This is a genomic window from Psychroserpens sp. AS72 (assembly GCF_038900375.1).
Taxonomy (GTDB): Bacteria; Bacteroidota; Bacteroidia; order Flavobacteriales; family Flavobacteriaceae; genus Psychroserpens.
Genome location: NZ_JBBMRC010000004.1, coordinates 141,119 through 167,534, shown reverse-complemented (window position 1 = coordinate 167,534; position 26,416 = coordinate 141,119). Strand labels below are relative to the sequence as shown.

The following is a 26,416-nucleotide window of genomic DNA, read 5'->3' as shown; positions in this document are numbered from 1 at the left end:
GCGCTGATTTATTACCTTTATAAAAATTTGTTGACGTGGATTTAAGACTACAAACTAACATGCTAACAAGTATGTTAATCTTTCTTTTTTTGACTTATTCTTCATTACTTAATGCACAAACATTTGAGCAAGTTCAAGTGGCTTCAGGATTAGGGGATTTAGAAAACAATAATGGTGTTGCAGTTGCAGATTATGATAACGACAACGACCTCGATATTTTTGTCGTGGCTTGGGCTCAAGATGTTGAAGGTGACGAGACAACCCAAAGTAAACTCTTTAGAAATAATAATAATGGCACATTTACAGATGTTACAGCACTTGTAGGTCTAACTAATTTGCATCCTGTGATCGATGAGATTGATGATTTTTATGGACTCAAAGGATTTAAACATGGAGTATCTTGGGGAGATTATAATAATGATGGTTTTCCAGATTTAGTGTTTACACATGCTAATAAACTCCAACTCTTTATCAATCAAAACGGAATCTTTACAGAAGTTACAGAAGGTGCAGGACTTACACAATTTAGTAATTGTAGACATACAGGAGCAACATGGTTTGATTATAATAATGACGGTTTTCTAGATTTATATGTTAGCGACTGGGATTTTTGTGAAACCAATTCATTGTATCTAAATAATACAAACGGAACCTTTTCTAATGTTACCCAAGAAACCAATATGCAAGACACTGGGATCTATGCAAGTTATATGGCAGTACCTTTTGATTTCGATGATGATGGTTGGATGGATTTATATGTCTCTAATGATTTGTCGAAACCAAATAGTTTGTTCGTCAATCAAGATGGCAACACTTTTATAGAAAAAGCGCAACTATATGGACTCGACAATATGGTTGATGATATGGCAATTGCCCTTAGTGATTTTAATCTGGATGGCGCTTTTGATATTTTAATTACAGCAAGAGAAAATAATGACCTTTTTGTAAATGTTGGAGATAATACGTTTTTAGAACAATCATTGTTGTATAATATTACTGAAACAGGTTGGGCTTGGGGAGCGAAATTTGCAGATTTTGATCTGGATAGTGATGAAGATTTAATTATCGTTAACGGCTATGAATTCCAAACCAATGGAGCTCAAAACAATGCATATTTTAAAAATTTAACTGCGGAAGGCTTAACTGGCTTCGATGATATTTCCGAAGAAATAAATTTCAACGCACTCACCATGAGTGTAGAAGCCATAGATTGGGATTATGACAATGATGGCGATTTAGATATTTATGTCACCAACTCAGACCAACCATCAATACTTTATGAAAACAAACTCCTTAATTTTGATGAAGAAAGCACGTTAAAGTGGTTTAAAGTAAATCTTCAAGGGACCATTTCAAATAGAGATGCGATTGGAACTAAATTAACGTTGCGAACAAATGATCGTAATTATATTAGACATTATACAGGTGTTGGATTTTTATCTCAGAGTTTACAAGCAGTTCATTTTGGATTGTCTGATGATATCCAAATAGATAAACTAGAAATCAAATGGCCTTCAGGATTGGTTGAAATTCATGAAAATTTAGATGAGAATACAACTATATTAGCAATAGAAGGTGAAGGGTTTACCGTTTTAGACATTCTGCCAAGTCAAAAAATTTATGGTTGTTTAGATCCGTTTTCATGTACTTTTAATCCAGATGCAACTATAGATGATGGCTCTTGTACGTATCTGGATGCTAATGAAATCTCTGGAGCTACTAGTTCAGGATTTTTCAGAATAGAAGATTATAACTATCCAATAGAAATGGGATCTACTGCAAATTGGACAGTTGTAGGAGGTGAAATTGTAAATGGTCAAAACACAAGTACAGTATCAGTAAAATGGGGTTTGAACGAAACAGGAACCATCAGTGTTAGAGAGAATAACGGTAATTGTTTTAGTGAAGCACAAGAGTTATCAGTACAATTAAGTGCTAATGATCTTCCTGATGATGTTTCAATCGCAAGATTATGGAACGAAGTCTTGCTTGAAGCTATTAGAAATGATTTTGCTAGACCAACGGTTCATGCTCGTAATTTGTTTCATACAAGCGTTGCTATGTATGACATTTGGGCAATATATGATGACGAAGCAAAACCCTATCTTATAGGTAATACTGTAAATAATTTTTCTACGGAATTATTAGAGTTTACACCTGTAGAAAGTATAGAGGAATCAAGAAAAAAAGCAATTAGTTATGCCATGTACCGTTTGTTATCCTACCGATTTCAAAACTCGCCAAATGCTGAAGAATCTCAGCAACTCTTTGATTTAGTCATGCAACAATTAGGTTACGAAACCACTTTTGCAGTATCCACTTTATATCAATTTGGAAATGCAGCAGCTCTTGGAAATTATGTAGCAGAGACGATGATTAACTACGGAAATGGTGATGGCTCAAGAGAGTTGGAATCTTTTAACAATGCGTATTATAGTTCTATAAATGAGCCTTTAGGTCCAGCTGTTCCAACGACCACGTTAATGAATGATCCTAATCGTTGGCAACCCTTAAGTTTGGATACTTTTATTGATCAAAGCGGAAATTTAATTGAAGGATCTGTTATAGAGTTTTTAAGCCCAGAATGGGGAAATGTGTATCCTTTTGCTATGACTTCGGAAGATCAAGTGACCTATTCAAGAGATGGAGATTCTTATAAAGTATTTAACGATCCTAGTGATCCTCCATATTTAAATCAAACGACTAATGACGCATCTAGTGATGCATACAAACTTGGGTTTTCTATGGTTTCCATTTGGGGTTCTCATTTAGATCCTAGTGATAATGTGCTTTGGGATATTTCGCCTTCCGCAATTGGAAATACAGATATTAATGACTTCCCAACAAATTATAGTGACTATCCAAATTTTTATAAGGTCATTGAAGGAGGAGATATTGGTCAAGGTCATGCTGTTAATCCAGTTACTGGTCAGGCTTATGAATCTCAAATCGTGCCTAGAGGTGATTATGCAAGAGTTTTAGCAGAGTTTTGGGCAGATGGTCCAGATTCTGAAACACCTCCAGGACATTGGTTCACAATTTTAAATTATGTGAATGAACATCCACTATTACAAAAGAAATTTGAAGGCGAAGGTGCTATTCTTGATGATTTAGAATGGGATGTGAAATCTTATTTTATTTTGGGAGGAGCAATGCATGATTCGGCAATTTCGGCATGGAGTATAAAAGGATGGTATGATTATGTGAGGCCAATTTCAGCAATACGACATATGGCGCTTTTAGGTCAAAGTACAGATGAAACACTTAGTAATTATAATGTTGCAGGAATTCCGTTATTAGACGGTTACGTAGAGGTTGTTGGTGAAAATGATCCTTTAGTTGGAGAAGAAGGTGTTAACTTTATGAAAATAAAATTATACACATGGAGAGGTCCAGATTATATTGAAGATGAATCTATAGATGATGCAGGAGTTGGTTGGATTCTTGCCGAAAATTGGTGGCCATATCAAAGACCAACATTCGTTACACCTCCATTTGCAGGTTTTGTTTCTGGACACTCTACATATTCTAGAGCAGCTTCAGAGGTAATGACAAAAATAACAGGAAGCGCATTTTTCCCTGGTGGTTTAGGAGAGTTTACAGCCAAAAAGAATGATTTTTTAGTATTTGAGGAAGGACCTTCCGTAGATATAAAATTACAATGGGCAACCTATAGAGATGCGTCTGACCAAACGAGTTTGTCACGTATTTGGGGAGGAATTCATCCACCAGCAGATGATATTCCTGGTCGATTTATTGGAGAAAAAGTAGGTAATGATGCCTTTGCATTTGCAGTGCCATATTTTAGTGGAGACGCAATAGTTAATAACAATACAGAGCAATTTATATATCCAAATCCTGTGATTAATAATGAAGTGTTTATTACAAATTCGGCTCAGGATGATAGCATTACGATTTTTGATATTAGAGGCAGACAAGTGAATATACTTAAAAAGGAATTTAATGAATTTGGCAGTGTAACAAGACTTGTTATTCCTGAGGGAACTGCTGCTGGACTGTATTTTTTGAATATAAATGCTAATTCAAAACTATTAATCGTTAAGAGTTAATCATTTATATGCAACATACACTTTTAGAGTATATTCCAGAAAAGGCTATTCCAGAAATTATTGAGCTTTTAGATCATGACAAACTAAGTGTCAAGGTCAAAAGTGAGCGTAAAACAAGACATGGCGATTATAAACGTTTGCCTAACGGAAATCATCAAATCACAATAAATTCTAACTTAAATCATTATCGGTTTCTTATTACATTGATTCACGAAATCGCTCATTTTGAAGCTTATAAAAATTACGGTAGATTTATAAAACCTCATGGAATAGAGTGGAAACGCACATTTCAGCATTTAATGTTACCTTTTATTAATCCTGAAATTTTCCCATTAGAACTTTTACCATTGTTGGCTAAACATTTTAAGAATCCAAAAGCGTCTAGCGACACAGATGTTAAACTCGCCTATGCTTTAAAGCAATTCGACGTGCCAAACGATAAAACATTTATTTTTGAAGTACCTTTGCATACCTCTTTTAAAATATACAATGGTCGTGTATTTCAAAAAGGCGAAAAACGACGCACACGTTATGAATGTGTAGAAATTAAAACGGGTAAAATATACTTGTTTAATGCAAATGTAGAAGTTGATTTAATAACTTCTAATTAATTTAAATAAAGCGTAAATAGACATAAAATAGATGCAGAATAAAAATTATTACGCCATATTAATGGCAGGAGGAGTAGGGTCGAGGTTTTGGCCTGTAAGTACACAGGATTTTCCGAAACAGTTTCATGATATGTTAGGAACTGGAGATACATTAATCCAAAAAACATTTAATAGGCTTGCAAATTTAATTCCGAAGGAAAATATCTTCATTTTAACCAATGAACGTTATAACGATTTGGTATTTGAACAATTGCCTGAAGTTACTAAACGTCAAGTGGTTTTGGAGCCTGCAATGAGAAATACGGCACCATGTATTCTATATGCAGCTTTAAAAATACAGAAAGAAAACGAAGATGCTGTAATGATTGTTGCACCAAGTGATCACTGGATTGAAGACGAAGATGCCTTTACCGATAATGTGCAGCAAGCCTTTGATTTTTGTTCTAAAAATGATGCGTTAATGACGTTGGGTATACAGCCTGCATTTCCAAATACGGGATATGGTTATATAGAGTATGATAAATCTTCAGAAGAAAACATTAAAGGAGTAAATCAATTTAGAGAAAAGCCAGATTATGAAACTGCAAAATCGTTTATAGAACAAGGGAATTTTCTATGGAATGCAGGAATTTTTATGTGGAGCGTGAGTAGTGTTGTTAAAGCATTTAAAGCTAATCAGCCTAAATTATTTAGTCTTTTTGAATCTGGAATTGACGTGTATAATACTGATTTTGAAGACGATTTTATTAGAGATAATTATGGTAAGGCAGAAAATATTTCGGTGGATTATGCGCTCATGGAACAATCCAACAATGTTTTTGTAATTCCAGCAACATTTGATTGGAATGACCTTGGTACTTGGGGAAGTTTATATGATAAATTAGATAAGGACTCTGATGGTAATGCTGTTGTTAATGCCAAAACATTAACTGAGGATGCGTCTGGTAATATGATAAGAACCAAAGCAGATAAAGTAGTTGTGGTTGATGGATTACAAGATTACATAATTGTTGATAAAGATGAAGTTTTGCTTATCTTTCCGAAGACAAAAGAACAAGATATTAAAAAAGTACTCCAAAAAGTAAAAGATAAATTTGGAGAGCATTATGGTTAATTTTTAGAGATTCAATCATCAAAATTGACAAACTCAATTATTTGATATATTTTAAAATACGTTTTTAGACATGTAATGAATGGAAGAGAATAAAGAAAATAAATTCAATTTTTCTGAAAAAGAAAATCAGCAATCTACTAATGAGATGAATAAAGAGAATGCTGTAGAAGAAAAAAAAGAAGCGGTTAAAAAAGATGCACAAGGTTTGTGGAAGAGTATCACAACCTTTTTAAATGAACTTCTTGATTTTAGAGATGATACAGATCGTGATGCTACTATTCAGGCGATAAAAGAAGATGTGCCATTTAAAGGCGCAACGGCTTGGATTTTAGTATGTTCTATAATGGTGGCTTCGGTTGGATTAAACGCAGATTCTCCTGCAGTTGTTATTGGAGCCATGTTAATTTCTCCACTAATGGGACCAATTTTAGGAGTTGGTTTATCTATTGCTATTAATGATATTGATACTTTAAAACGGTCGTTAATTAATTTAATAACAATGATTGTACTTAGTTTACTAACTGCATTTTTGTTTTTCTATTTCTTTCCGTTAAGTAATGATACTTCAGAGTTATTAGGTCGTGTTAGTCCAGATATAAGAGATGTTTTAATAGCATTTTTTGGTGGTTTAGCACTTATTATTGCGCGAACAAAAAGAGGAACAATTGCTTCTGTAATATTTGGTGTAGCTATAGCAACTGCTTTAATGCCACCTTTATGTACCGCAGGTTATGGATTAGCAATAGGGAATTGGACTTATTTTTTAGGAGCAATGAATTTGTTTACGATTAATACCATATTTATTGCATTAGCAACTTTTATCGTTTTAAAGCTATTAAGGTTTCCTATGCTTAAATATGCAAATTCTGCTAAACGAAGAAGAATTGCAAGGTTTGCTGCTCTTGTTGCAGTAATCGTTATGATATATCCTACAATTACGTTTTTAAGAGTGTTAAAGGATAGTGGATTAGATAATGATTATAAGTCATTTATAGAAAATGAGGTTGAATCAAATCGTGATCTTTGGTTTCAAAATGGCATTCATGACTGGGACAAAAAAACCATTGATTTATATTTTAATGGAGAGGTTTCTGATCAAATGGTTACTAACCTAGAAAATAAGATTAAAAATTATGATAAAATCAAAGACTTTAAATTAGAGGTTAAGGGTAATAAAACAAGAGGTTTTGATAAAATATCTGATGCTTATGATAGAGCTATTAGAGACTTAGACCAAAAAGATTTTATAATTGAAGGTCTTCAAAAACAAGTGGGAGAACTTCAAGATAATATTACAAACTTAAACAAGCAAATAGAATCAAAAAGTGCATCTGTCAGTGCAATATCATTTACAAATTTAACTCGTGACGCCAAAGTGAGGTTTAATGATTTAGAATATTTTGGATATTCTAAAATGTTAGAATCTAAAGATTTTATAAATATTGATACTGTTTCCGTTGCAAATGTAAGATGGAAAGTGTCTCTTGAAGATAGTGTTGTTTTAGCTAAAGAACGAGATCTACAAGTTTGGCTTAAAAAGGAGTTGAAAGTAGATACTGTAATGATTAGAAGAAATTAACCTTTCTCTTCCAAATACATTTGACGCACTTTTTTAAATAATTCTGAAGAATATACAAAGTCTGTTACGACTTCATTATCGGTTTTAAAGATGTTGTCTTTTGAGCCTTCCCATGCTTTAAGACCGTCTTTTAAGAATACAATTTTCTCACCAATTTCCATTACAGAATTCATGTCATGAGAATTGATTACAGTTGTGATATTATACTCGTCGGTAATTTCCTGGATTAAATTATCAATAACAATTGCTGTTTTTGGATCTAGTCCAGAGTTAGGTTCATCACAAAATAAATACTTAGGATTATTTACAATTGCTCTTGCAATTGCAACACGTTTTTGCATTCCTCCAGAAGCCTCACTAGGCATTTTTTGATGTGCGTTTTCGAGATTAACACGTTTTAAAACAAAGTCTGCACGTTCTTCCATTTCGCTTTTACTTTGCTTAGTAAACATTTGCAGTGGGAACATCACATTCTCAAGAATTGACATAGAATCAAAAAGCGCACTACCTTGAAATACCATACCTATTTTAGCTCTAAGGTTACGTTTTTCATCGTCTGTAAGACTAGAGTAAGCTTTGCCATCGTAAAGGATTTCTCCTTCTTCAGGAGTAAATAATCCCAGGAGACATTTTAGGAATACTGTTTTTCCTGAGCCACTTTGTCCAATGACTAAACTTGTTTTTCCTTTCTCAAAAGTTGTAGATATACCTTTTAAAATATGAGCATCTCCAAAAGACTTATGTATGTTTTTGACTTCTATCATTTGGCAAGAAGGAGTTGAGTTAATATATAATTTAAAAGGATAATAGCGACACTAGTCCAAACAAAAGAGGTTGTACTAGCTTTACCAACCTCGAGAGCTCCACCTTTCATGTAAAATCCGTAAAAAGATGGTATTGTTGCTAAAACAAAAGCAAAAACAAAGGTTTTAATAAATGCATAAATAATATGGAATGGTATAAAATCCATTTGGATACCTGTAATGAAATCATCTAAAGTCCCAAAGCCACCAAATATTACTGCAGCCATTCCTCCTAAAATTCCTAAAAACATAGCAATAGAAATCACAAAAGGGTATAACATTAAAGCGATAAATTTTGGAAATACAAGATAATTTAAAGCATTGATACCCATAACTTCTAAAGCATCTATTTGTTCTGTAACTCTCATCGTACCAATACTAGACGTGATAAATGAACCCACTTTACCAGCCATAATAATGGATATAAATGTAGGAGCAAACTCTAAAATAATAGATTGTCTAGTAGCAAAACCTATGAGATATTTAGGGATTAACGGATTGTCAATATTCAAGGCCGTTTGAATAGTCACAACACCTCCAACAAAAAATGAGATAAATGCCACAATACCAAGTGAGCCAATAATTAAATCATCAATATCTTTTAATATTAATGTACGCATAACCGACCATTTGGTAGGTTTACGAAACATCTCAGCAATCATTAAAAAATAAGCACCAATATTATGGAGGTATGACATAGTAAAATTTGTTATGGTAAAAGTAAAAAAATAGAGAGACTTATTTAACGTTAAAGTAAAAAGATGCTAAACAAAAATCTGTATTTTTGAAACTATAAATAATCATTCTAGTACAACAAGCATGTCAATAGTTCTATCATTCTATAAAATGAAGGATAACTTACAGTCTTTAAACTCAATAAAAAATATAAATCTATACCGATGAAATCTATAATTAATCTCTTAGTCGTGTTTTTGATAATTACGTCGTGTAATGCGCAAAAGCCAATTTCCGAAGTAAAAAAAACGGATTCTAATGATCAAAATAATCCTAAATTAGTGGTTGGGATTGTCGTAGATCAAATGCGTTACGATTACTTAACAAGGTTTGATAGTAAATATGGAGATGGCGGATTTAAACGAATGATCAACGAAGGTTTCAACTGTAAAAACAATCATTTTAATTATATCCCAACGTATACAGGTCCTGGACATACATCAGTTTATACTGGTACAACACCTAAATATCACGGAATTATTGGTAATAACTGGTATGATAAAGAAACCAAAGAAATGGTGTATTGCGCGCAAGATGATAATGTGCAGTCGGTTGGTACAGCTCATGATGCAGGAAAAATGTCTCCAAATAGAATGAAGACAACCACTTTTGGTGATGAGAACAGATTATTTACTCAAATGCGTGGTAAAACCATAGGAGTGTCACTAAAAGATAGAGGCGCAATTTTGCCAGCAGGTCACACTGCAAATGCAGCATATTGGTTTCATGGTAGAGATGAAGGTGTTTGGATTTCTAGTACCTTTTATCAAAATGAATTACCTAAATGGGTATCAGATTTTAATGCTTCGGAAGCTGCCGAATCTTACCTTAAAGTTTGGGATACCTATTATGATATTTCGACGTATACCGAAAGTGGAAGCGATGAGAATGCATTTGAAGGTGGTTTTAAAGGAAAAGAAAAAGCAACATTTCCTTATGATTTGGCAAAACTGAAAGATGATAATCGTGGTTTCGATATTCTAAAAGCAACTGCCTACGGAAATTCTCTAACTACAGATTTTGCTATAGAAGCTATAAAAGGAGAGCAATTGGGACAGGATAATATTACTGATGTGTTGACTGTAAGTTTTTCGGCAACCGATTATGTAGGTCATAATTTTGGAGTAAGTTCTAAAGAAATTGAAGATACCTACATTAGATTAGATAAAGATTTAGAACGCTTTTTTAAATTCTTAGATCAACAAGTAGGAGAAGGGAATTATACTGTTTTCTTAACTGCAGATCATGGTGCTGTTGAGGTGCCTTCATATTTACAGAGTATGAAAATCCCATCAGGATACTTAAATAATAAAGAGACTAGAACACGTTTTACAGATTATTTAAATGCAAAGTTTAAATCATCAGACCTTATTGAGAATATTAGTAATGACCAGATATTTTTAAATAGAAAATACATTGATAGTTTAGGGTTAAATATTAATGACGTTCAAGAAGCTATGGTTAATGAGTTGATTGGCTACAAGCATGTTGAAAAAGTGTTTTCTGCACATACCATGACGACGTCAAATTTCACGAATGGTATTGAGTCCTTATTACAAAATGGCTATAATCAAAAACGATCTGGAGATATTATTTTAGTAGCTGATCCTGCTTATATTTCCTACGGAAAAACAGGTTCTACACATGGTAGCGGATTAAATTATGACACACATGTGCCTTTATTGTTCTTCGGAAAAGGGATTAATCATGGAGAAACGTACGATAAAACAGTAATTCCTGACATTGCACCAACGATTTCGGCTTTACTTGGAATTAGTTTTCCAAATGCTGCGACTGGGAAGCCTTTAGGGTTTGTGATTGATTAGAAGCTAAACGATGACTAAAAAAACAATCTATTCCTTAATCGCAATTCTAATCATTTTTGGTGTTTATGGTTATGAACACTTTTTAAAAGTTGAAGAAACAAATGACATCATAGAATTAGGAGGAACCGTTAAAACTGATACTAACGAATATTTCTTACCAACAAGTACAACAGGTCAAATTGTACATCATGAAGGTTATTCTTTATCGTACAGTGAATCTCACGAACAAGCCGAATGGGTTGCTTACGAATTGAAAAAATCTCACCTTTCGAATACCAACTTCAAACGACCATATTTTGAAATAGATAAAGCCGTAAAAACTGGAGCTGCACATTGGAAAAACTATAAAAAATCTGGTTATGATCGTGGGCATTTATGTCCTGCAGGAGATAGAAAGTATAGTCAATTTGCACATGATGAAACTTTTTTAACGAGTAATATTAGTCCACAAGAACATAATTTCAATGCTGGTGTTTGGAACACGCTTGAGCAAAAAGTACGCTATTGGGCTAGTAAATATGATGGTGTTTTTGTAGTAACAGGTGGTGTTTTAAACGGAAATATGAAAACCATTGGAGACGAAGAAGTAAGTGTGCCAAATCAATTTTATAAAGTACTCATTGATAATAACACAGGCAAAACTAAAATGATTGCATTTTTAATGCCTCATAAAGAATCTAATCAGCCACTTTATAAGTTTGTAGTGTCTGTTGATGATATTGAAAAACTAACTGGTATTGACTTTTTTGCAGAATTAGAAGATGACTTAGAAAACAAATTAGAAGCATCTAGCGATTATAAAGGTTGGAGTTTTAATTGACGAGAATCATCATCCTCAACTGTCACACTGAGCGAAGTCGAAGTGTTGTTTCAGGATCTCATCATCAAGAATGTGTTAATCAAAATGTTTCAATTTCCCTTTCATTCCATCCCAACGTAATTTCCTAATAAATTGTCCTTGCTCTTCAGTAACCAAATGCTCGATACCTTGTTTTTTAGCTCTAAAATAGCCAGACATATAATTACGAAATAGTGTAAAGCTCTTCTTTTTGAATGCTAGTTTTACTGCGGAAATGAGCGTAATTAAAAACCCGTAGCGCATTTTGTACATCGCTTCACCTTGTAAATATTTTGACGCTTTGTTGTAGCTAATTCCTGTTGGCTTTAAATGTTTAACGTGAAGCGTTTCATCGGTTAGCAATTCCCATTTATAGTATTTTGCTAATAACTCATCAACAGTATCCCAACCCATAGAGCGTTTCAATTTTCCGATGTCTAAAAAACATTGTTTGCGATACGCTTTTAGTGCACCACGTATATGATCTTTACGTGTCAAATTTTCTAAAACCCAATCTTCATTTTTTTTGATATAACAAAACCCAGCGACCATTCCCAAACGTTCGTTGTTTTTAAAATGAGATGCTAATTGTTCTAAATAATTCTTCGGAAATATTAAATCTGCATCAAATTTGCAGATCACATCATAATCTTGGTCTAGGGTTTCTAAACCTTTATAAAAGGCGTTGATAATTTTTGAACCTGGTAAATGTGTATTGGAAGATATGTTTTCAACTACTGAAATATTAGAGTGTTTAGCTGTAAACTTCAATGCGATATCCTGAGTTCTATCTGTTGAATTGTCATTCACCACCACAATTTGTTTTGCAGGTAACGATTGATTAGCCAATGACTCTAAGGTTTGAGCAATGCTATCTTCTTCGTTATGTGCAGGAATGATGATGTAGAAGTTCAATAGTTTTAGTTTTGAATAAATTTAGATATTAAATGTGATTTAGATTTCGGCACAAAGAAACAATTTCTAACACCATCATCTAATGGTCTTTTAATCGTTTTTACTTTAGTTAAACCTAATTCAGTATGGTTGTAGAGTTCATAATCTAACTCTTTGAAAAAGCTTTCTAATTCCTCCTCAATTGTATTGAATAGGGTTTCACAAATTATAATTGGTTGAGAATTTATTATTAAGTTTTTACCAGAACTTAAAATATCTACTTCAGTACCTTCAGTATCAATTTTTATTAGGTCTATCTTATTAATTGAATTTGATTTGGCAAAATTGTCAAGAGTGTCAGCTTTTACAGTATTCTTGATAAAATTACGAGAGGTTGTTTTAGTTCCTGCATTGCCTTCTCCAGCTAAATTATACTTTATGTATTTATATTTTAGACTTTCAACTTCATAGAAATCTATGTTGCCTATTGTATTTGAAAGTGCTAAATCAATAGATTTAATCTGACTTGAAAAGTTATTAAGAACAATGTTTTTATTCAAATAATGTTTTGGTCCATTAGCCGGTTCAAATGCAAAAACTTTCATGTGAGGATTTGATTTCACACCTAATAGTGAATAATAGCCAATGTTTGAGCCAATATCTAAAAACGTATCAATGTCTTTTGAAAGGTTTTCAAATAGTTCAGAGTATTCAAAATCTTTATAACCATTCCAAAATAATAATTGCGTTAAATAACTTGTTTGATTAGTAGCTATCTTAATTAATCCTGAATCAGTCTTTAATTTTAATATTCCAGATGGTGGAATTTTAATTCCTTTAAAAAAAGATTTCAAGCAAAAATTGATGTTACGTAAGAAATAATTTACTTGATAATTGTAAATAAATTTATAAGCTAATTGCATAATTTTGATAAAATATTGCGTAAATATATGTAGATTAATTTATGAAAATTATATTCAATCTACATATATTGCATTCTATCTTAATATATACAATGAGATCTCTTATACTGTTTTTTATTTTCACTCAATTTATGTTTGCTCAAAACTATAATGTATCTAGTTTTCAGAAAATTAATGAATTGAATGGAGGCTTTATAGGAGGTTTAAATAATCAAGATAACTTAGGAGTATCGATAGATGGTATTGGGGATTTAGATGGTAATGGAGTTAATGATTTAGCTGTAGGAGCTTTTTCAGATGATGATGGAGGAATAAACCGAGGAGCTGTATGGATTCTTTTTTTAGATAGTAATGACTTTGTTATAAATCAAACTAAAATTAGTGACACAAGTGGAGGGTTTAATGGAGTTATAGATAATGAAGATCGTTTTGGTGGAGCGGTAGCTTATTTAGGAGATTTAAATTCTGATGGACTTATAGAGCTTGCGGTTGGTGCTGATTACGATGGAGATGGTGGTTTTTGGCATGGAGCAGTTTGGATATTATCTTTAAATCCTGATGGAACTGTTAATAGCCACGCTAAAATTAGTGATACTCAAGGAGCTTTCAATGGTTTTATAAATGGTGATGCTATTTTTGGAACTGATATTGAGAATATTGGAGATCTGAATGGTGATGGTATAGAAGATCTCGCAGTTGGATCTAGGAGAGATAATGATGGAGGAAATAGCGGTGGAGCCTTATGGATCTTATTTATGAATTCTGATTTCACGGTTAATAATTCACAAAAAATAAGCTCTACTGCAGGTAATTTTGGTTTGAATTTAGGTTTTGAAGATTATTTTGGAGGATCTGTTGTAAATATTGGTGATTTAAATGGAGATGGAGTTGTTGACCTTGCAGTTGGTTCATATAGAGATGATGATCAATTAAATAACGCTGGAAGTTTTTATGTTTTATTTTTAAATTCTGATGGAACCGTTAATTCTCATCAAAAAATTTCAAATTTATCAGGTGGTTTAAATTCAAATATTACATCGGGTGCACTCTTTGGTGAATCAATTGATGGTATTGTTGATATTGATAATGATGGCAAAGTTGAAGTCGTGGTTGGGGCTATGAAACAAGTAAATCCTACACTTTCACAAGAAACAGGTGGGTTTTTTATTATTGAATTAAATTCTGATGGGACTGTGTCAGAAGAGTTTTTCTATAGCTATGCAGAAAATTGTTTTTCGGGTAATTTGACAAATGGTGACTTATTTGGAGGCTCAGTATGTTTATTAAACACCGACTCTAATAATTTTAAAATTGGAGTGGGAGCTTATAGAGATAGTGAAAATGGATCTCAGAAAGGAGCTGCTTGGATTTTAAATTTAGGTGAAATTTCATTTGATTTACAATCATTTTCTAATCCATCAGGCTGTGGAACTCAAGACGGTAGTTTTAGTATTTCTGGGCTTAATTCTAATTCAGAATATACAATCACTTACAATAACGGTTCCCCACAAACAATAACACTCTTTTCTAATGCATCTGGTGAGATAACAATTTCAAGTTTAGATGCTGGAGTTTATGATAATATTTTAGTTACTGAAACATTGACGGGTTGTAATGATAATTTGGCTCAGGTTGAATTGATCGCTACTGGCCTAATGGCAAATATTACTTTCACCAATCCCTCAGGATGTGGTTCTGATGATGGAACCATTGTTATTACTGGGTTAAACCCTAACTCAAATCATACTTTCGATTATACCTACGAAGGAAATCTAGAAAGCATATCCTTAGTTTCAGATTCAAATGGAACAGTTACAATATCAAACTTAACTGCAGGAATTTATAGTGCTATAATCATTACAGAAGAGGCAACGAGTTGTAGTGATGATATAGGACAAGTTGAACTAATGACAATATCGCTTTCAGCCACTATTACATCAACAAATCCTTCCGATTGTGGTATTGATGATGGTGTTATTGTAATCTCAGATTTAAACGGAAATTCAACCTACACGATTACTTACGATTTTGAAGGTACATTAGTAACGCTTTCCGAAGTTTCCGATGCTAGCGGAACTATTACGCTCTCAAATTTCGCTAACGGAAATTACACTTCTATTACTATTACCGAAGACGCTACGAGTTGCACAGATAATTTAGGCGAAGTTGAAATGGCATCTAATCCATTATCTGCATCAATTACATCAACAAATCCTTCCGATTGTGGTATTGATGATGGTGTTATTGTAATCTCAGATTTAAACGGAAATTCAACCTACACGATTACTTACGATTTTGAAGGTACATTAGTAACGCTTTCCGAAGTTTCCGATGCTAGCGGAACTATTACGCTTTCAAATCTCGCTAACGGAAATTACACCTCTATTACTATTACCGAAGATGCTACGAGTTGCACAGATAATTTAGGCGAAGTTGAAATGGCATCTAATCTATTATCTGCATCAATTACGTCAACAAATCCTTCAGGTTGTGATTCGGAAGATGGAACAATTACAATAACAAACATATCTCCAAATACAGAATATACGCTGACTTATAATGATGGTTTGGATCAATCCATTACTCAGATGTCAAATACTTCTGGTGAGTTTGTAGTCACTGGATTGAGTTCTGGGACTTATGATTTTATTGTTATCACAGAGAGTATCAGTGGTTGCGTAGATAATTTAGAACAAATTGTTTTAAACTCGTCTAATTTTGAAGCAGGTATATCTGCAATTAGTCCAACAAACTGTGATCTTAGTGATGGAACAATTTTTATTTTCAATCTTACTCCAAATACAGAATATACACTGACTTATAATGACGGTTCAAATCAATCTATAACGCAAACATCTGATGATAATGGTTTTTTCGTAGTGTCAGATTTGAGTACTGGGCTTTATAGTGATATCATGATGTTGGATATCGCAAATAATTGTACTGCCGATTTAGGGATTATTGAACTGGACTGTATTACAACTTTTGATTGCTTTGAGACGAAACTATTTTTCACACCAAATGGAGACGGATATAATGATTATTGGCATTTGGTATCACCATCTAATGAGTGTAAATATATCTTGTACATTTTTGATAGATATGGTAAGTTGCTAAGAACATTAACACCTAATGATAGTAAATGGGATGGAACATATAATGGAGCCATTATGCCATCCAATGATTATTGGTATTTAGTAAAATATAGAAATTTTGAAGGTGCTGACTTGGAGTTCAGATCTCATTTCAGTTTAAAAAGGTAATTTACTGTTTATAAACAATAGCATTAATATTCATTCCAGCACCAACACTAGCAAACATTATAACATCACCTTTATTGATATGTTGATCTTTAAGCTCACCTTTTAAAATCATATCATAAAGTGTAGGAACTGTAGCTACACTGGAGTTACCAAGTGTATTTATAGTCATTGGCATGATTCCTTTTGGCATTTGCATATCGTGAAGTTTGTAAAAACGTTTTACAATAGCTTCGTCCATTTTTTCATTAGCTTGATGAATCAATATCTTTTTAACGTCTTTAATAGAATAGCCACTTTTATCTAAACACGATTTTAAAGCTAAAGGAACATTTGTTAATGCAAATTCATAGATTTTACGACCATACATTTTGATGTATCGACGTTGGTCTGTAGTTTCTGGATGGTTTGTTTTTCCGAAGAAAATAAAATGTGCTTCATCTAAAGCGTAAGTTGCAGATTCGTGTGAAATGATGCCGCCTTCTTCAGTAGATTCTTCAACAATAACTGCTCCTGCACCATCACTATAAATCATAGAATCACGATCATGTTTATCAACAACACGAGATAAAGTTTCAGATCCAATGACCAAACAGCGTTTTGCTATACCAGAAGCAATAAAAGCTTTAGCTTGGATGACACCTTCAATCCAACCAGGACATCCAAATAATAAATCGTAACCAACACATTTAGGGTTTGTAATTTTCAATAAATGCTTAACTCTAGATGCAATACTAGGTACAGTATCACTTTGTTCTGCATCATGTTTTACGTCACCATAGTTATGTGCAACGATGATATAATCTAATGTTTCTTTGTCTATGTTAGCATCTGCAATCGCTTTTTTCGCAGCATAAAAAGCAATATCAGAATTTAATAATTCTGGTTTTACGTAACGTCGCTCTTGAATACCAGTGATTGCTTTGAATTTCTCAACAATCACTTCATTAGGGCTATTTATAGTAGAACCGTCTGCATTTAAGAATTCATGTTTAAAAAAATCTTCATTCTTCTCAATGCGACTAGGTATAAAACTTCCAGTTCCAGTTATTTTAATACTCATAAATTATAGTTTCCTTTTAAGAAATAATCAAACATGACAATATACTAACATTAAATTACATGCTAATGTACAAAGTGTAAATTATACGATGTCCAAAATTCGTATTGTTATGCTTCTTCCATATACGCTTCTATTGGAGCGCAAGTACAGATAAGGTTTCTATCACCATAAGCATCATCTACACGACGAACACTAGGCCAAAATTTATTATCCCTAACATACTCTAATGGGAATGCAGCTTGCTGACGAGTATATGGTAAATCCCAATTATCTGCAGTAATCATTGCCAAGGTATGTGGTGCATTTTTAAGTGTATTATTGTCATCTTCTTTAGAAACGCCATCAATTTCATGCTTGATTGATATCATAGCATCACAAAAACGATCCATTTCTTGTTTACTCTCACTTTCAGTAGGTTCAATCATCATAGTTCCTGCCACTGGAAAAGAAACTGTTGGTGCGTGAAAACCGTAATCCATTAAACGTTTTGCGATATCTACAACTTCTATTCCGTTGGCTTTAAAATTACGACAGTCAATAATCATCTCGTGTGCTGCTCTTCCTTTTTCTCCAGAATATAATGTTGGATAATGGTCTTTTAAACGTTCTTTAATATAGTTTGCGTTTAATATGGCAATTTCTGTAGCTTTTTTAAGTCCTCTGTAACCTAACATTTTTATATAGCCATATGAAATTAAACACGCTAAAGCAGAGCCATATGGTGCTGCTGAAATTGCTGAAATAGATTGATGACCACCAGTTTTTATAATTGGATTGCCAGGTAAAAAAGGAACTAATTGCTCTGCAACACAAATTGGTCCAACTCCAGGTCCACCTCCTCCATGAGGAATAGCAAAGGTTTTATGTAAATTTAAGTGACAAACATCTGCGCCAATGTTTCCAGGATTGGTTAAACCAACCTGTGCATTCATGTTGGCACCATCCATATAAACTTGACCACCATTATCATGGATAATTTTGGTAATATCTTTAATAGCAGATTCATAAACTCCGTGTGTAGAAGGATAAGTGACCATTAAAGCCGATAAATTATCTTTATGTAATTCTGCTTTTTCTCGTAAATCATCAACATCTATATTTCCATTTTCTGATGCTTTTGTAACCACGACTTTCATACCAGCCATAACAGCACTTGCAGGATTTGTTCCGTGAGCAGACGATGGAATTAAGCAAATATTTCTATGGTGATCTCCACGAGATTCGTGATACGCTTTTATAACCATTAATCCAGCGAACTCACCTTGAGCTCCAGAATTAGGCTGTAATGATGTTGCAGCAAAACCTGTGATTTCGGTTAATTGGTTTTCTAATGCATTAAGCATTAATTTATAACCTATAGGCTGATCAACAGGAACAAACGGATGAATATTTCCCCAATTAGGTGTGCTTAAAGGCAACATTTCTGCTGCTGCATTTAATTTCATAGTACAAGACCCTAATGAAATCATCGAGTGATTTAATGCTAGATCTTTACGTTCTAAAGATTTTATATAACGCATCAATTCAGTTTCAGAATGATAGGTATTAAAAACATCTACCGTTAAAAAATCTGACTCACGTTTTAAATGCTCTGGTATGGTTGTATTTGCTGATCTTTTTTCAATTCTATCTGTAGTGTTTTCTGTTACACTTTCAAAAATGTCAATAATTTCGTTTAAATCTGAAATTGAAGTTGTTTCATTTATCGAAATCGTAACGGTATTAGTATCTGGATAGTGAAAATTGACTTCTCTCTTTTCAGCTTCATACTTTGTTTTTACAGCATCAGCTTTAATTTGAATTGTATCAAAATAATGTGAATTTACTTGCTCTAAGTCCAATTTTTCTAAAGCATTTGCTAGAGTAGCAGTAGAGTCTTTTATAGTATCAGCAATATGATTTAAACCTTTAGGTCCATGATACACTGCATACATTCCAGCCATAACAGCTAAAAGTACCTGTGCTGTACAAATATTAGACGTTGCTTTATCTCTTTTAATATGCTGCTCACGTGTTTGTAATGCCATACGTAAAGCGCGATTATCATTCACATCTTTTGTAACACCAATAATACGTCCTGGTACATCACGTTTATATACATCTTTAGTCGCAAAATAGGCTGCATGAGGACCACCATAACCCATTGGGATTCCGAAACGTTGTGTAGTACCTACAACAACATCTGCACCAAATTTCCCAGGAGCTTCCAATTTAACCAAACTTAAAATATCTGCTGCAACAGCTACTTTTATGTTTTCAGCATTCGCTTTTTCTATAAACGATTTAATGTCTGTTATTTGTCCGTTTTTACCAGGATATTGTAATAGTGCTCCAAAATACTCGTCAGAAAGATTATACTCAGCTTCATTTCCAATGATGAGTTCAATACCAATTGGATTTGCTCTAGTTTCTAGAAGATCAATGGTTTGAGGTAATACTAAATCTGAAACAAAAAACTTGTTTACGTTTCCTTTCTTTTGATCACGAGTTCTAACAGAAAAGAGCATTCCCATAGCTTCAGCAGCAGCTGTACTTTCATCTAAGAGCGATGCGTTTGCAATTTCCATACCTGTAAGATCAATAATCATGGTTTGAAAATTAAGTAAAGCTTCTAAACGACCTTGAGCAATTTCTGCTTGATAAGGTGTATAAGCTGTGTACCAACCTGGATTTTCTAATATATTACGTTGAATAACAGCTGGTAAAATGGTTGGGTGATAGCCAAGACCTATATAGGTTTTGTATATTTTATTAAGCTTAGATAATTCGTTAATATGAGATGAATACTCAAATTCACTCATAGCTGCTTCTAAATCTAAATGGTTATGAAGACGAATATCATCAGGAATAGTTTCAGAAATAAGTTGCTCTAAATTATCAACACCAATGGCATCAAGCATTAATTTTTGATCCACTTCTCTTGGACCAATATGACGTAGTGAAAAATCTGCAGTATTCATTAAGTTATTTGAGTTGTGTTATGTGTTGCAAAATTAATGAAATATTAACCTTATTTTGTTAATGAAATTGAAACTTTTCAACCAATATTAGGGGTTATTAACAGTTTGTCTACTTTTGTATAATGCGTGTGCTTAAAACCATTTTTGATTTTTATATTAATAGTAGTATCCATGTTGCTTTAGCAGTATTTGCTTTGTCATGGGTAACGTTGCTACAATTTGGTATTGAGTACGATGGAAACATACTCTTTTTTATTTTTTTTGCATCTATTACAGGATATAATTTTGTGAAGTATTTTGGTTTGGCGAAATTTCATCATCGCAGTTTGGCTCAGTGGTTAAAAACGATTCAAGTATTTTCCGGAATTTGTTTTATAATAATGTGTTATTTCGCTTTTAAGCTAGAGTATATTACATTAATATATATTGGTTTTTTTGGCTTAGCAACATTTTTATATGCGATTCCTATTATCCCAAAAAAGATATTTTTAGACAAGCATAAAAACTTAAGAAGTATTGGAGGTCTCAAAGTCTATATCATTGCAATAGTTTGGTCTGGTGTTACTGTTTTTTTACCATTACTCAATAATCATATTGCAATTACTGATGACATCATTATCACGACGTTACAACGTTTTATTTTTGTTTTGGTATTGATGTTTCCTTTTGAAATAAGAGATTTAAACTTTGATAGTTTGAAATTAGCGACTATTCCGCAGAAAATAGGTATAAAGCAAACTAAAATTGTAGGCTTAATATTATTGGTTATATTTTATGTTTTGAATTATTTTAAAGATGAAATAGACGCTGAATTTTTATTGAGTGCTTTAATAATTTCATCAATCACTCTATTGTTCTTAGTTTTAGCAAAACAACATCAAAATAAATATTACAGTGCTTTTTGGGTGGAGAGTTTACCCGTATTTTGGTTGGGAATTTTACTTATGTTTAGCTAATTCCTTTTGAAAAGCAGATTGTAAACTTTCTTTAGAAGCAGGATCTAAAGTCACTTGTTTATTTGAAACCAATTTAGTCAATTTTGTATTGTTCTTGGTATATTTTCTACACGCTTTACAATACAATAAGTGAATATTTAATTTAATTTTCTCCCAAAGTGTAGCTTCTTTGTATTGTGTTTTATCACAAACATGATTTGCTTCTTCACATGGGATTATAATTTTTGTACTCATTTTAAAACCAATTTTTCTCTAGGCAACTTGCCATAGCAGTTCTTGCTCTATGGATTATTACCCAAAGGTTAGACGCAGTAATATTCAATTCATTACAAATGGCTTCAGTTTCATAGTTTAAGATTGTTTTCATCTCAAAAACTTGCGCTTGTTTTGCTGGGAGTTTTTCCAAACAGTTATCAATAGCTTGGCCTAATTCTATGTTTTCAATAGTATCTTCAGCAGTTTTATCAAAAGGATCAGCAACACGTTCTTCTAACCAATCACCTTCGTTTTCATCACTGTTGTAGGTCATTCTAACTTCAGCTTTTCCTTTTTTAGAATTGATTTTACGGTAGTGATCTATAATTTTTCTTTTTAATATCGAAATGAGCCAAGTACGTTCACTCGCTTCTCCTTTAAAATTTTTCATAGATTTTAAACCAGCAACAAAAGTGTCCTGAACTAAATCTTGAGCAATCTCTCTATCATTAACACGTGTTATCGTGTAATTAAAAAGATAATCGGAATATAATTTAATCCATTGATTAGGATCTATGACGTGTTTAGGCATTTATTGTTTTGAAAAAAATGAATTCATCAAAAATAATGTAAAAATGTCATTTATTCTAATAATTACTTATGGATGGTTTTTTTGTTTTTAACACTAACTTCAGAACCTTCAGCAAGAATAATAGATGTAGGTTTGACGTTTTTTAGATGTTTAAATTACAATCCATAATTAGCTTCAAAATCTATATTAATAGTATAATTTTTTACTTTTAATTGTCGCCAAGAAGGATGTACAACTTCATATTCAAAAGTTTTGTTTTTGTGTTTAGTGTATCCAAAATAGTGTTCTGTTATAAATTGCTCTTCAGAATTTTCTGGTATTGAGATAAACTCAGTTTCAGTTTCAACAGAAATAGATTGCCATCTATCTTTCAATTTCCATTGGTATTCAAAGCTTTTTGAAGTCTCACTATTTGTCCATTGGTGTTTCATTTCCGCAGTAAAATAATGCTCATGATATATAGAATTAGCGACTAAAGTAATTAACGGTTTGGGTACAATTTCTTTTATAAAAACCACACCACGTTCTCCATGTCGTTGCACATAAAATCTCAGGTTGACCTCCTCAAAATTGACATGATAAGGTAACTTTATGCCTAGCACTTTGGTGTCCATAAATAGAAATCCAACGATGCTTACAAAGTATTTACCGTTATAGCTATCTAATTCTGTTCCTAATGGTACAAAGGGTTTTAAGATTTTTGGATCTACCTCGTAATTGATAAGGATGAGGTTTTTCCAGTAGGCTTTTAAAAATGTCATAGTTATTAATTTATAAGGTCATCTAAGGCAATTTCGATATCTGAATGTATGAAGTTGAATCCATTTCTTAATAAACGGTCTGGTATGACGTTTCTGCTTTTTAAAACCAATTCTGGTTCTGTGCCAATGAGTTTAGCTCCTAATCTAATGAGCCATTCTGGTTGAGGAATCCCAAAAGGGACTTTCATTACTTTTCTAAAAGAAGACATCAACGTTTTATTGTTTGTAGGATTAGGAACTGCTAAATTGAAATTTCCATCAAGTTCCTCATTTTTAAATAAAAATTCAATTGCTCTTGCGAAATCTAGTTCATGAATCCAACTCACTTTTTGATTTCCTGAGGCTTGTTTTCCTCCTAAACCAAATTTAACGAGATTTTTTAAAGGCTCTGTTGCTCCTCCATGTTTTCCCATGACAATAGAAGTTCGCAAAGCTATTTTTCTCGTTTTTGGGTTGGTGATTGAGTAAAACGCTTGTTCCCAAGATTTAGCGATGTTCATAGAAAAGTCATCACCAATCTCTCCAGTTGCTTCAGTCATTTGTTTGTCTGTAGAATGTCTGTAAATCGTCGCAGTAGAAGAGTTAAACCATACTTTTGGCGGATTCTCACAAAGATTAATTGCTAATCCTAATGCATGAGTTGAGTCTACACGAGAATCGAGAATTAGTTTTTTGTTAGCGTCTGTATATCTACAATCTACAGATTTCCCTGTAAGATTTATGAGCACATCGGTTTGTTCTAAAGTTTTTGTCCAATCTTCAAGATCTTTTGCATTCCAATACAAATCATTTTCACGTTTTACGGTTCTAGTTAGTATGTAAACTGTATTGCCTTTTTTTGTAAAGTAGTCTTCTAGAACTTGTCCTAGAAATCCGCTACCACCAGCTATTGTTATTGTTGTCATTAGTTTAAAATTAGAATGGTTAAAACAATGAGAATTCTGTATAGCACCCAAGTGTAACTTAGAAAACTCGGTAATTTGAGTAATTTAATACGTCTATAATGCTCTATGAACATGATTAACACGGTAATTCCAAATCCTATTATAAAAATGGTTTCTGAAATTTCAACCATCCAATGTATTAGCAATAAAGGTACTAATAGCAAACTGCCCATAAGTGAAATGGTCATCACATTTCCGAAGTAATTAAGAATCGTTTTTTTATCTAATTTATAGATAAGCAACCCTTGAAATAACAACTGACCAATAGTGATAAAACCTTCCCTCATTAAAGAACCTTGTGGAATTATCGAAAGGTTTTTAGAAAAATAATACAAAGTAAACATGGTTACAACTATAGAAAATAGAATATAAAGCAAACGATACTTCACATTAAAACTTGGTACACATTGTAGCTCTTTTGTTGTGTTTTCCTCACTTGGAATAATTACTTTCCGGTTATATGAAATAAAAGAATACAACTTTTTTAATAGAAATTTCACAGGTTTTATATGTCCGATTTTTTCAATTATTGGGAATCTAAATCCAAGAACTTTCAGTAAACTATCAATCCCATAAATCACCGTTTTGTTTTTGTTGTCTACCAAAGCGATTTCATTTGATGCACGTTCTAGGTTAATGAAATTTTGACTTTCCGAAGAAATTGTGCTGTATGGCTGTCTTCCGTTTTGATCTAACATTCCTGTTTTTATAAAACCAGAGGTATAAACTTGACATAACGGACAATCCTCATCATAAAGCAGTGTGTGGTGTTCTAGTGTTTTCATTGTTTTTGAATTAAATAGGTGATGTAAACAAAATAGCTTGCTATTAACATTGGTATAAATGAAATCAATATTAATGTTATAGATTTTTCAAAATGCAAGAACTTAAATAAAGAAGCTATAGTTAATATCATCATTCCTGCTAATGCAATGTATAAGTTTAGATAACTTTTAATTTTCTCAGAGTTTTCTCTGCCTCTGCAGATTAAAAAATATATGAGTTGAATAATCCCGAAGAAAAACTGAAATGTCAACCCAAGAAATACACCATCTTCAAGTGTGTAAGCAATTACAGTTGCCAGATAAAAGAAAACGTTGCTGTAAAATAATATTTTCATTGTTTTCAGATTTATATTTAACTTCAGATTCAGTTTCTACTGTTCATCTCTAACATCATAAACAGGTGTCTTTATAATTTTTTTGTTGCCTTGTCTAGACTTACGACGTCCTCTAAAAAAGAAGAATAAGTTGATGAAAAGCATCACACCTAAGTAGATGGAGAAGCCTCCAATTTTCTTACTCAAAATCTCGATTAGTGTTTGTGAGCTCATTTCCGCAGTGCTAGAATAACTAATTTTTAAAATGAGTAAAGCCCAACCTATATTGATGAGATAAAAACCAATTTCAAATAGTTTATTGGTTGCAAGTGCAATATCTTCTTGTCCTTTAAAAATATCCAGCATAAAGTATTTACCGTTTTTAAAAAGCATTTTAGAAACATAAATCGTGAGTATGATTACGATTGGTAAATAAATGAGGTAACCGATGATGATTTTAGAATTTTCCATGATGTAATATTTAGTTTATTGTTTTGATTTATTGTTTAAAGTTTTTGATTTTACGAGATAGTTAAGGCAGAGCACATTGTTATAATGTAAAATGGCTAAGCCAATAATTATGATGCCTAAATGTTCGCTTAATATGCTTAGCATTTCGGTTAGATTATTGACTTTTTCCCAATAAGCAAGCGTGATTATTGCATAACCTAGATTTGTGAGATAGTAACCAATAAGCAAAAGGTTGTTAATTGGTTTTACAATGGTTTCATCTTGTTTGTATAAATGCAATAGAAATACTTCGCCATGTGTGTAAAACATCCACCCAACTTTTACCATAATCACAGCGATGATTGGTAAGTAAATGCAATATGTGAGGATGTTGTAGTTCATTATTGTTGTTTTAAACTTTCAGAAAATATTGAAAGTAACTATTAAATTTTTTTAGTGTGAATGGTGTAGGTTAATAAAATCATTAAGCCCAAGATTACTAAAAATTGCCATCCAAAAGGATTGCCTTCCCAAACCAGAAAAAAGATTGCTACAACAGTGAAATAGATGTAGATTAATTTTTCCTTCGGAAATGCGATAAAAAACAAAACCGCAGCTAAAATTTGAAGAATTCCAGTGAGCATCAACCCGTAACCAAGCCAAATTAAACAAAGTAGTGCGATGATATTTATAACTTTAGATATGTGTAATACAGTTTTCATAGTTTATAGTATTATAGAACT

23 protein-coding genes are annotated in these 26,416 nt (G+C 32.6%); 8 read left to right on the top strand and 15 right to left on the bottom strand.

The features are described from left to right. Positions 1-89 precede the first annotated feature (89 nt). The 4 genes from WNY78_RS09650 to WNY78_RS09635 all read left to right on the top strand — a co-directional run bounded on the left by WNY78_RS09650 (position 90) and on the right by WNY78_RS09635 (position 7,374). Positions 90-4,070: an FG-GAP-like repeat-containing protein gene (locus WNY78_RS09650; protein ID WP_342872988.1), complete on the top strand. Its 3,981-nt coding sequence runs from the start codon at positions 90-92 to the stop codon at positions 4,068-4,070. Between the two features lie 8 nt (positions 4,071-4,078). Next, positions 4,079-4,681, top strand: coding sequence for a SprT-like domain-containing protein (locus WNY78_RS09645; protein WP_342872987.1), 603 nt, complete (start codon positions 4,079-4,081; stop codon positions 4,679-4,681). 31 nt (positions 4,682-4,712) lie between these two features. Next, positions 4,713-5,795: a mannose-1-phosphate guanylyltransferase gene (locus tag WNY78_RS09640; protein WP_342872986.1), complete on the top strand. Its 1,083-nt coding sequence runs from the start codon at positions 4,713-4,715 to the stop codon at positions 5,793-5,795. A 79-nt stretch (positions 5,796-5,874) separates the two neighbouring features. Beyond that, positions 5,875-7,374 carry a DUF389 domain-containing protein gene (locus WNY78_RS09635; RefSeq protein ID WP_342872985.1) on the top strand — a complete coding sequence of 500 codons (1,500 nt, stop codon included), beginning with the start codon at positions 5,875-5,877 and terminating at the stop codon, positions 7,372-7,374. On the opposite strand, the gene WNY78_RS09630 is transcribed toward WNY78_RS09635, so the two are convergent. Together WNY78_RS09630 and WNY78_RS09625 are read right to left on the bottom strand one after the other, a co-directional pair. Beyond that, a complete protein-coding gene (locus tag WNY78_RS09630) occupies positions 7,371-8,138 on the bottom strand; it encodes an ATP-binding cassette domain-containing protein (protein WP_342872984.1) in 768 nt (255 codons plus the stop codon). The two genes, WNY78_RS09635 and WNY78_RS09630, sit on opposite strands and share 4 nt — an antisense overlap. Then, positions 8,135-8,875: an ABC transporter permease gene (locus tag WNY78_RS09625; RefSeq protein ID WP_194508009.1), complete on the bottom strand. Its 741-nt coding sequence runs from the start codon at positions 8,873-8,875 to the stop codon at positions 8,135-8,137. Before WNY78_RS09625 ends, WNY78_RS09630 begins: the two co-directional genes overlap by 4 nt. 201 nt (positions 8,876-9,076) lie before the next feature. Between WNY78_RS09625 and pafA the strand changes: the two genes are divergently transcribed. After that, positions 9,077-10,738 carry an alkaline phosphatase PafA gene (gene pafA / locus WNY78_RS09620; RefSeq protein WP_342872983.1) on the top strand — a complete coding sequence of 554 codons (1,662 nt, stop codon included), beginning with the start codon at positions 9,077-9,079 and terminating at the stop codon, positions 10,736-10,738. Between the two features lie 10 nt (positions 10,739-10,748). Further along, the gene (locus tag WNY78_RS09615) at positions 10,749-11,558 is read left to right on the top strand and encodes a DNA/RNA non-specific endonuclease (RefSeq protein ID WP_342872982.1); all 810 of its coding nucleotides are present in this window, start codon (positions 10,749-10,751) and stop codon (positions 11,556-11,558) included. Positions 11,559-11,633: 75 nt separating this feature from the next. Here the strand turns inward: WNY78_RS09615 and WNY78_RS09610 are convergent, their stop codons facing one another. Both WNY78_RS09610 and WNY78_RS09605 read right to left on the bottom strand, forming a co-directional pair. Next, positions 11,634-12,491: a glycosyltransferase family 2 protein gene (locus WNY78_RS09610; RefSeq protein ID WP_342872981.1), complete on the bottom strand. Its 858-nt coding sequence runs from the start codon at positions 12,489-12,491 to the stop codon at positions 11,634-11,636. 5 nt (positions 12,492-12,496) lie between these two features. Continuing rightward, positions 12,497-13,324: an FkbM family methyltransferase gene (locus tag WNY78_RS09605; protein ID WP_342872980.1), complete on the bottom strand. Its 828-nt coding sequence runs from the start codon at positions 13,322-13,324 to the stop codon at positions 12,497-12,499. Positions 13,325-13,485: 161 nt separating this feature from the next. On the opposite strand from WNY78_RS09605, the gene WNY78_RS09600 reads away from it, so the two are divergent. Beyond that, positions 13,486-16,656, top strand: coding sequence for a T9SS type B sorting domain-containing protein (locus tag WNY78_RS09600; protein WP_342872979.1), 3,171 nt, complete (start codon positions 13,486-13,488; stop codon positions 16,654-16,656). A 1-nt stretch (position 16,657) separates the two neighbouring features. Here the strand turns inward: WNY78_RS09600 and WNY78_RS09595 are convergent, their stop codons facing one another. After that, a complete protein-coding gene (locus WNY78_RS09595) occupies positions 16,658-17,716 on the bottom strand; it encodes a ketoacyl-ACP synthase III (RefSeq protein ID WP_342872978.1) in 1,059 nt (352 codons plus the stop codon). A gap of 107 nt (positions 17,717-17,823) precedes the next feature. Continuing rightward, positions 17,824-20,676 (bottom strand): aminomethyl-transferring glycine dehydrogenase, encoded by a 2,853-nt coding sequence (gene gcvP / locus WNY78_RS09590; RefSeq protein WP_342872977.1) that lies wholly within the window; start codon positions 20,674-20,676, stop codon positions 17,824-17,826. A 122-nt stretch (positions 20,677-20,798) separates the two neighbouring features. On the opposite strand from gcvP, the gene WNY78_RS09585 reads away from it, so the two are divergent. After that, the gene (locus WNY78_RS09585; RefSeq protein ID WP_342872976.1) at positions 20,799-21,632 is read left to right on the top strand and encodes a hypothetical protein; all 834 of its coding nucleotides are present in this window, start codon (positions 20,799-20,801) and stop codon (positions 21,630-21,632) included. Here WNY78_RS09585 and WNY78_RS09580 read toward each other — a convergent pair. The 9 genes from WNY78_RS09580 to WNY78_RS09540 form a co-directional block, all read right to left on the bottom strand. After that, positions 21,615-21,866 (bottom strand): glycine dehydrogenase, encoded by a 252-nt coding sequence (locus WNY78_RS09580; RefSeq protein WP_342872975.1) that lies wholly within the window; start codon positions 21,864-21,866, stop codon positions 21,615-21,617. The genes WNY78_RS09585 and WNY78_RS09580 overlap by 18 nt on opposite strands. Position 21,867: 1 nt before the next feature. Further along, the gene (locus tag WNY78_RS09575; RefSeq protein ID WP_342872974.1) at positions 21,868-22,419 is read right to left on the bottom strand and encodes a sigma-70 family RNA polymerase sigma factor; all 552 of its coding nucleotides are present in this window, start codon (positions 22,417-22,419) and stop codon (positions 21,868-21,870) included. A gap of 155 nt (positions 22,420-22,574) precedes the next feature. Continuing rightward, a complete protein-coding gene (locus WNY78_RS09570) occupies positions 22,575-23,180 on the bottom strand; it encodes a DUF2071 domain-containing protein (protein ID WP_342872973.1) in 606 nt (201 codons plus the stop codon). A 5-nt stretch (positions 23,181-23,185) separates the two neighbouring features. Then, entirely contained in the window at positions 23,186-24,085 is a 900-nt protein-coding gene (locus WNY78_RS09565; RefSeq protein WP_342872972.1) for a TIGR01777 family oxidoreductase, read from the bottom strand. Then, a complete protein-coding gene (locus WNY78_RS09560) occupies positions 24,085-24,909 on the bottom strand; it encodes a hypothetical protein (protein ID WP_342872971.1) in 825 nt (274 codons plus the stop codon). Before WNY78_RS09560 ends, WNY78_RS09565 begins: the two co-directional genes overlap by 1 nt. After that, on the bottom strand, positions 24,906-25,244 hold the full coding sequence (locus tag WNY78_RS09555) for a hypothetical protein (protein WP_342872970.1): 339 nt from the start codon (positions 25,242-25,244) through the stop codon (positions 24,906-24,908). The genes WNY78_RS09560 and WNY78_RS09555 overlap by 4 nt, the downstream gene beginning before the upstream one ends. Before the next feature lie 36 nt (positions 25,245-25,280). Continuing rightward, positions 25,281-25,694: a hypothetical protein gene (locus tag WNY78_RS09550; protein WP_342872969.1), complete on the bottom strand. Its 414-nt coding sequence runs from the start codon at positions 25,692-25,694 to the stop codon at positions 25,281-25,283. 15 nt (positions 25,695-25,709) lie between these two features. Beyond that, positions 25,710-26,075: a hypothetical protein gene (locus WNY78_RS09545; RefSeq protein ID WP_342872968.1), complete on the bottom strand. Its 366-nt coding sequence runs from the start codon at positions 26,073-26,075 to the stop codon at positions 25,710-25,712. Between the two features lie 41 nt (positions 26,076-26,116). Then, positions 26,117-26,395: a hypothetical protein gene (locus WNY78_RS09540; protein WP_342872967.1), complete on the bottom strand. Its 279-nt coding sequence runs from the start codon at positions 26,393-26,395 to the stop codon at positions 26,117-26,119. Between the last annotated feature and the right edge of the window lie 21 nt (positions 26,396-26,416).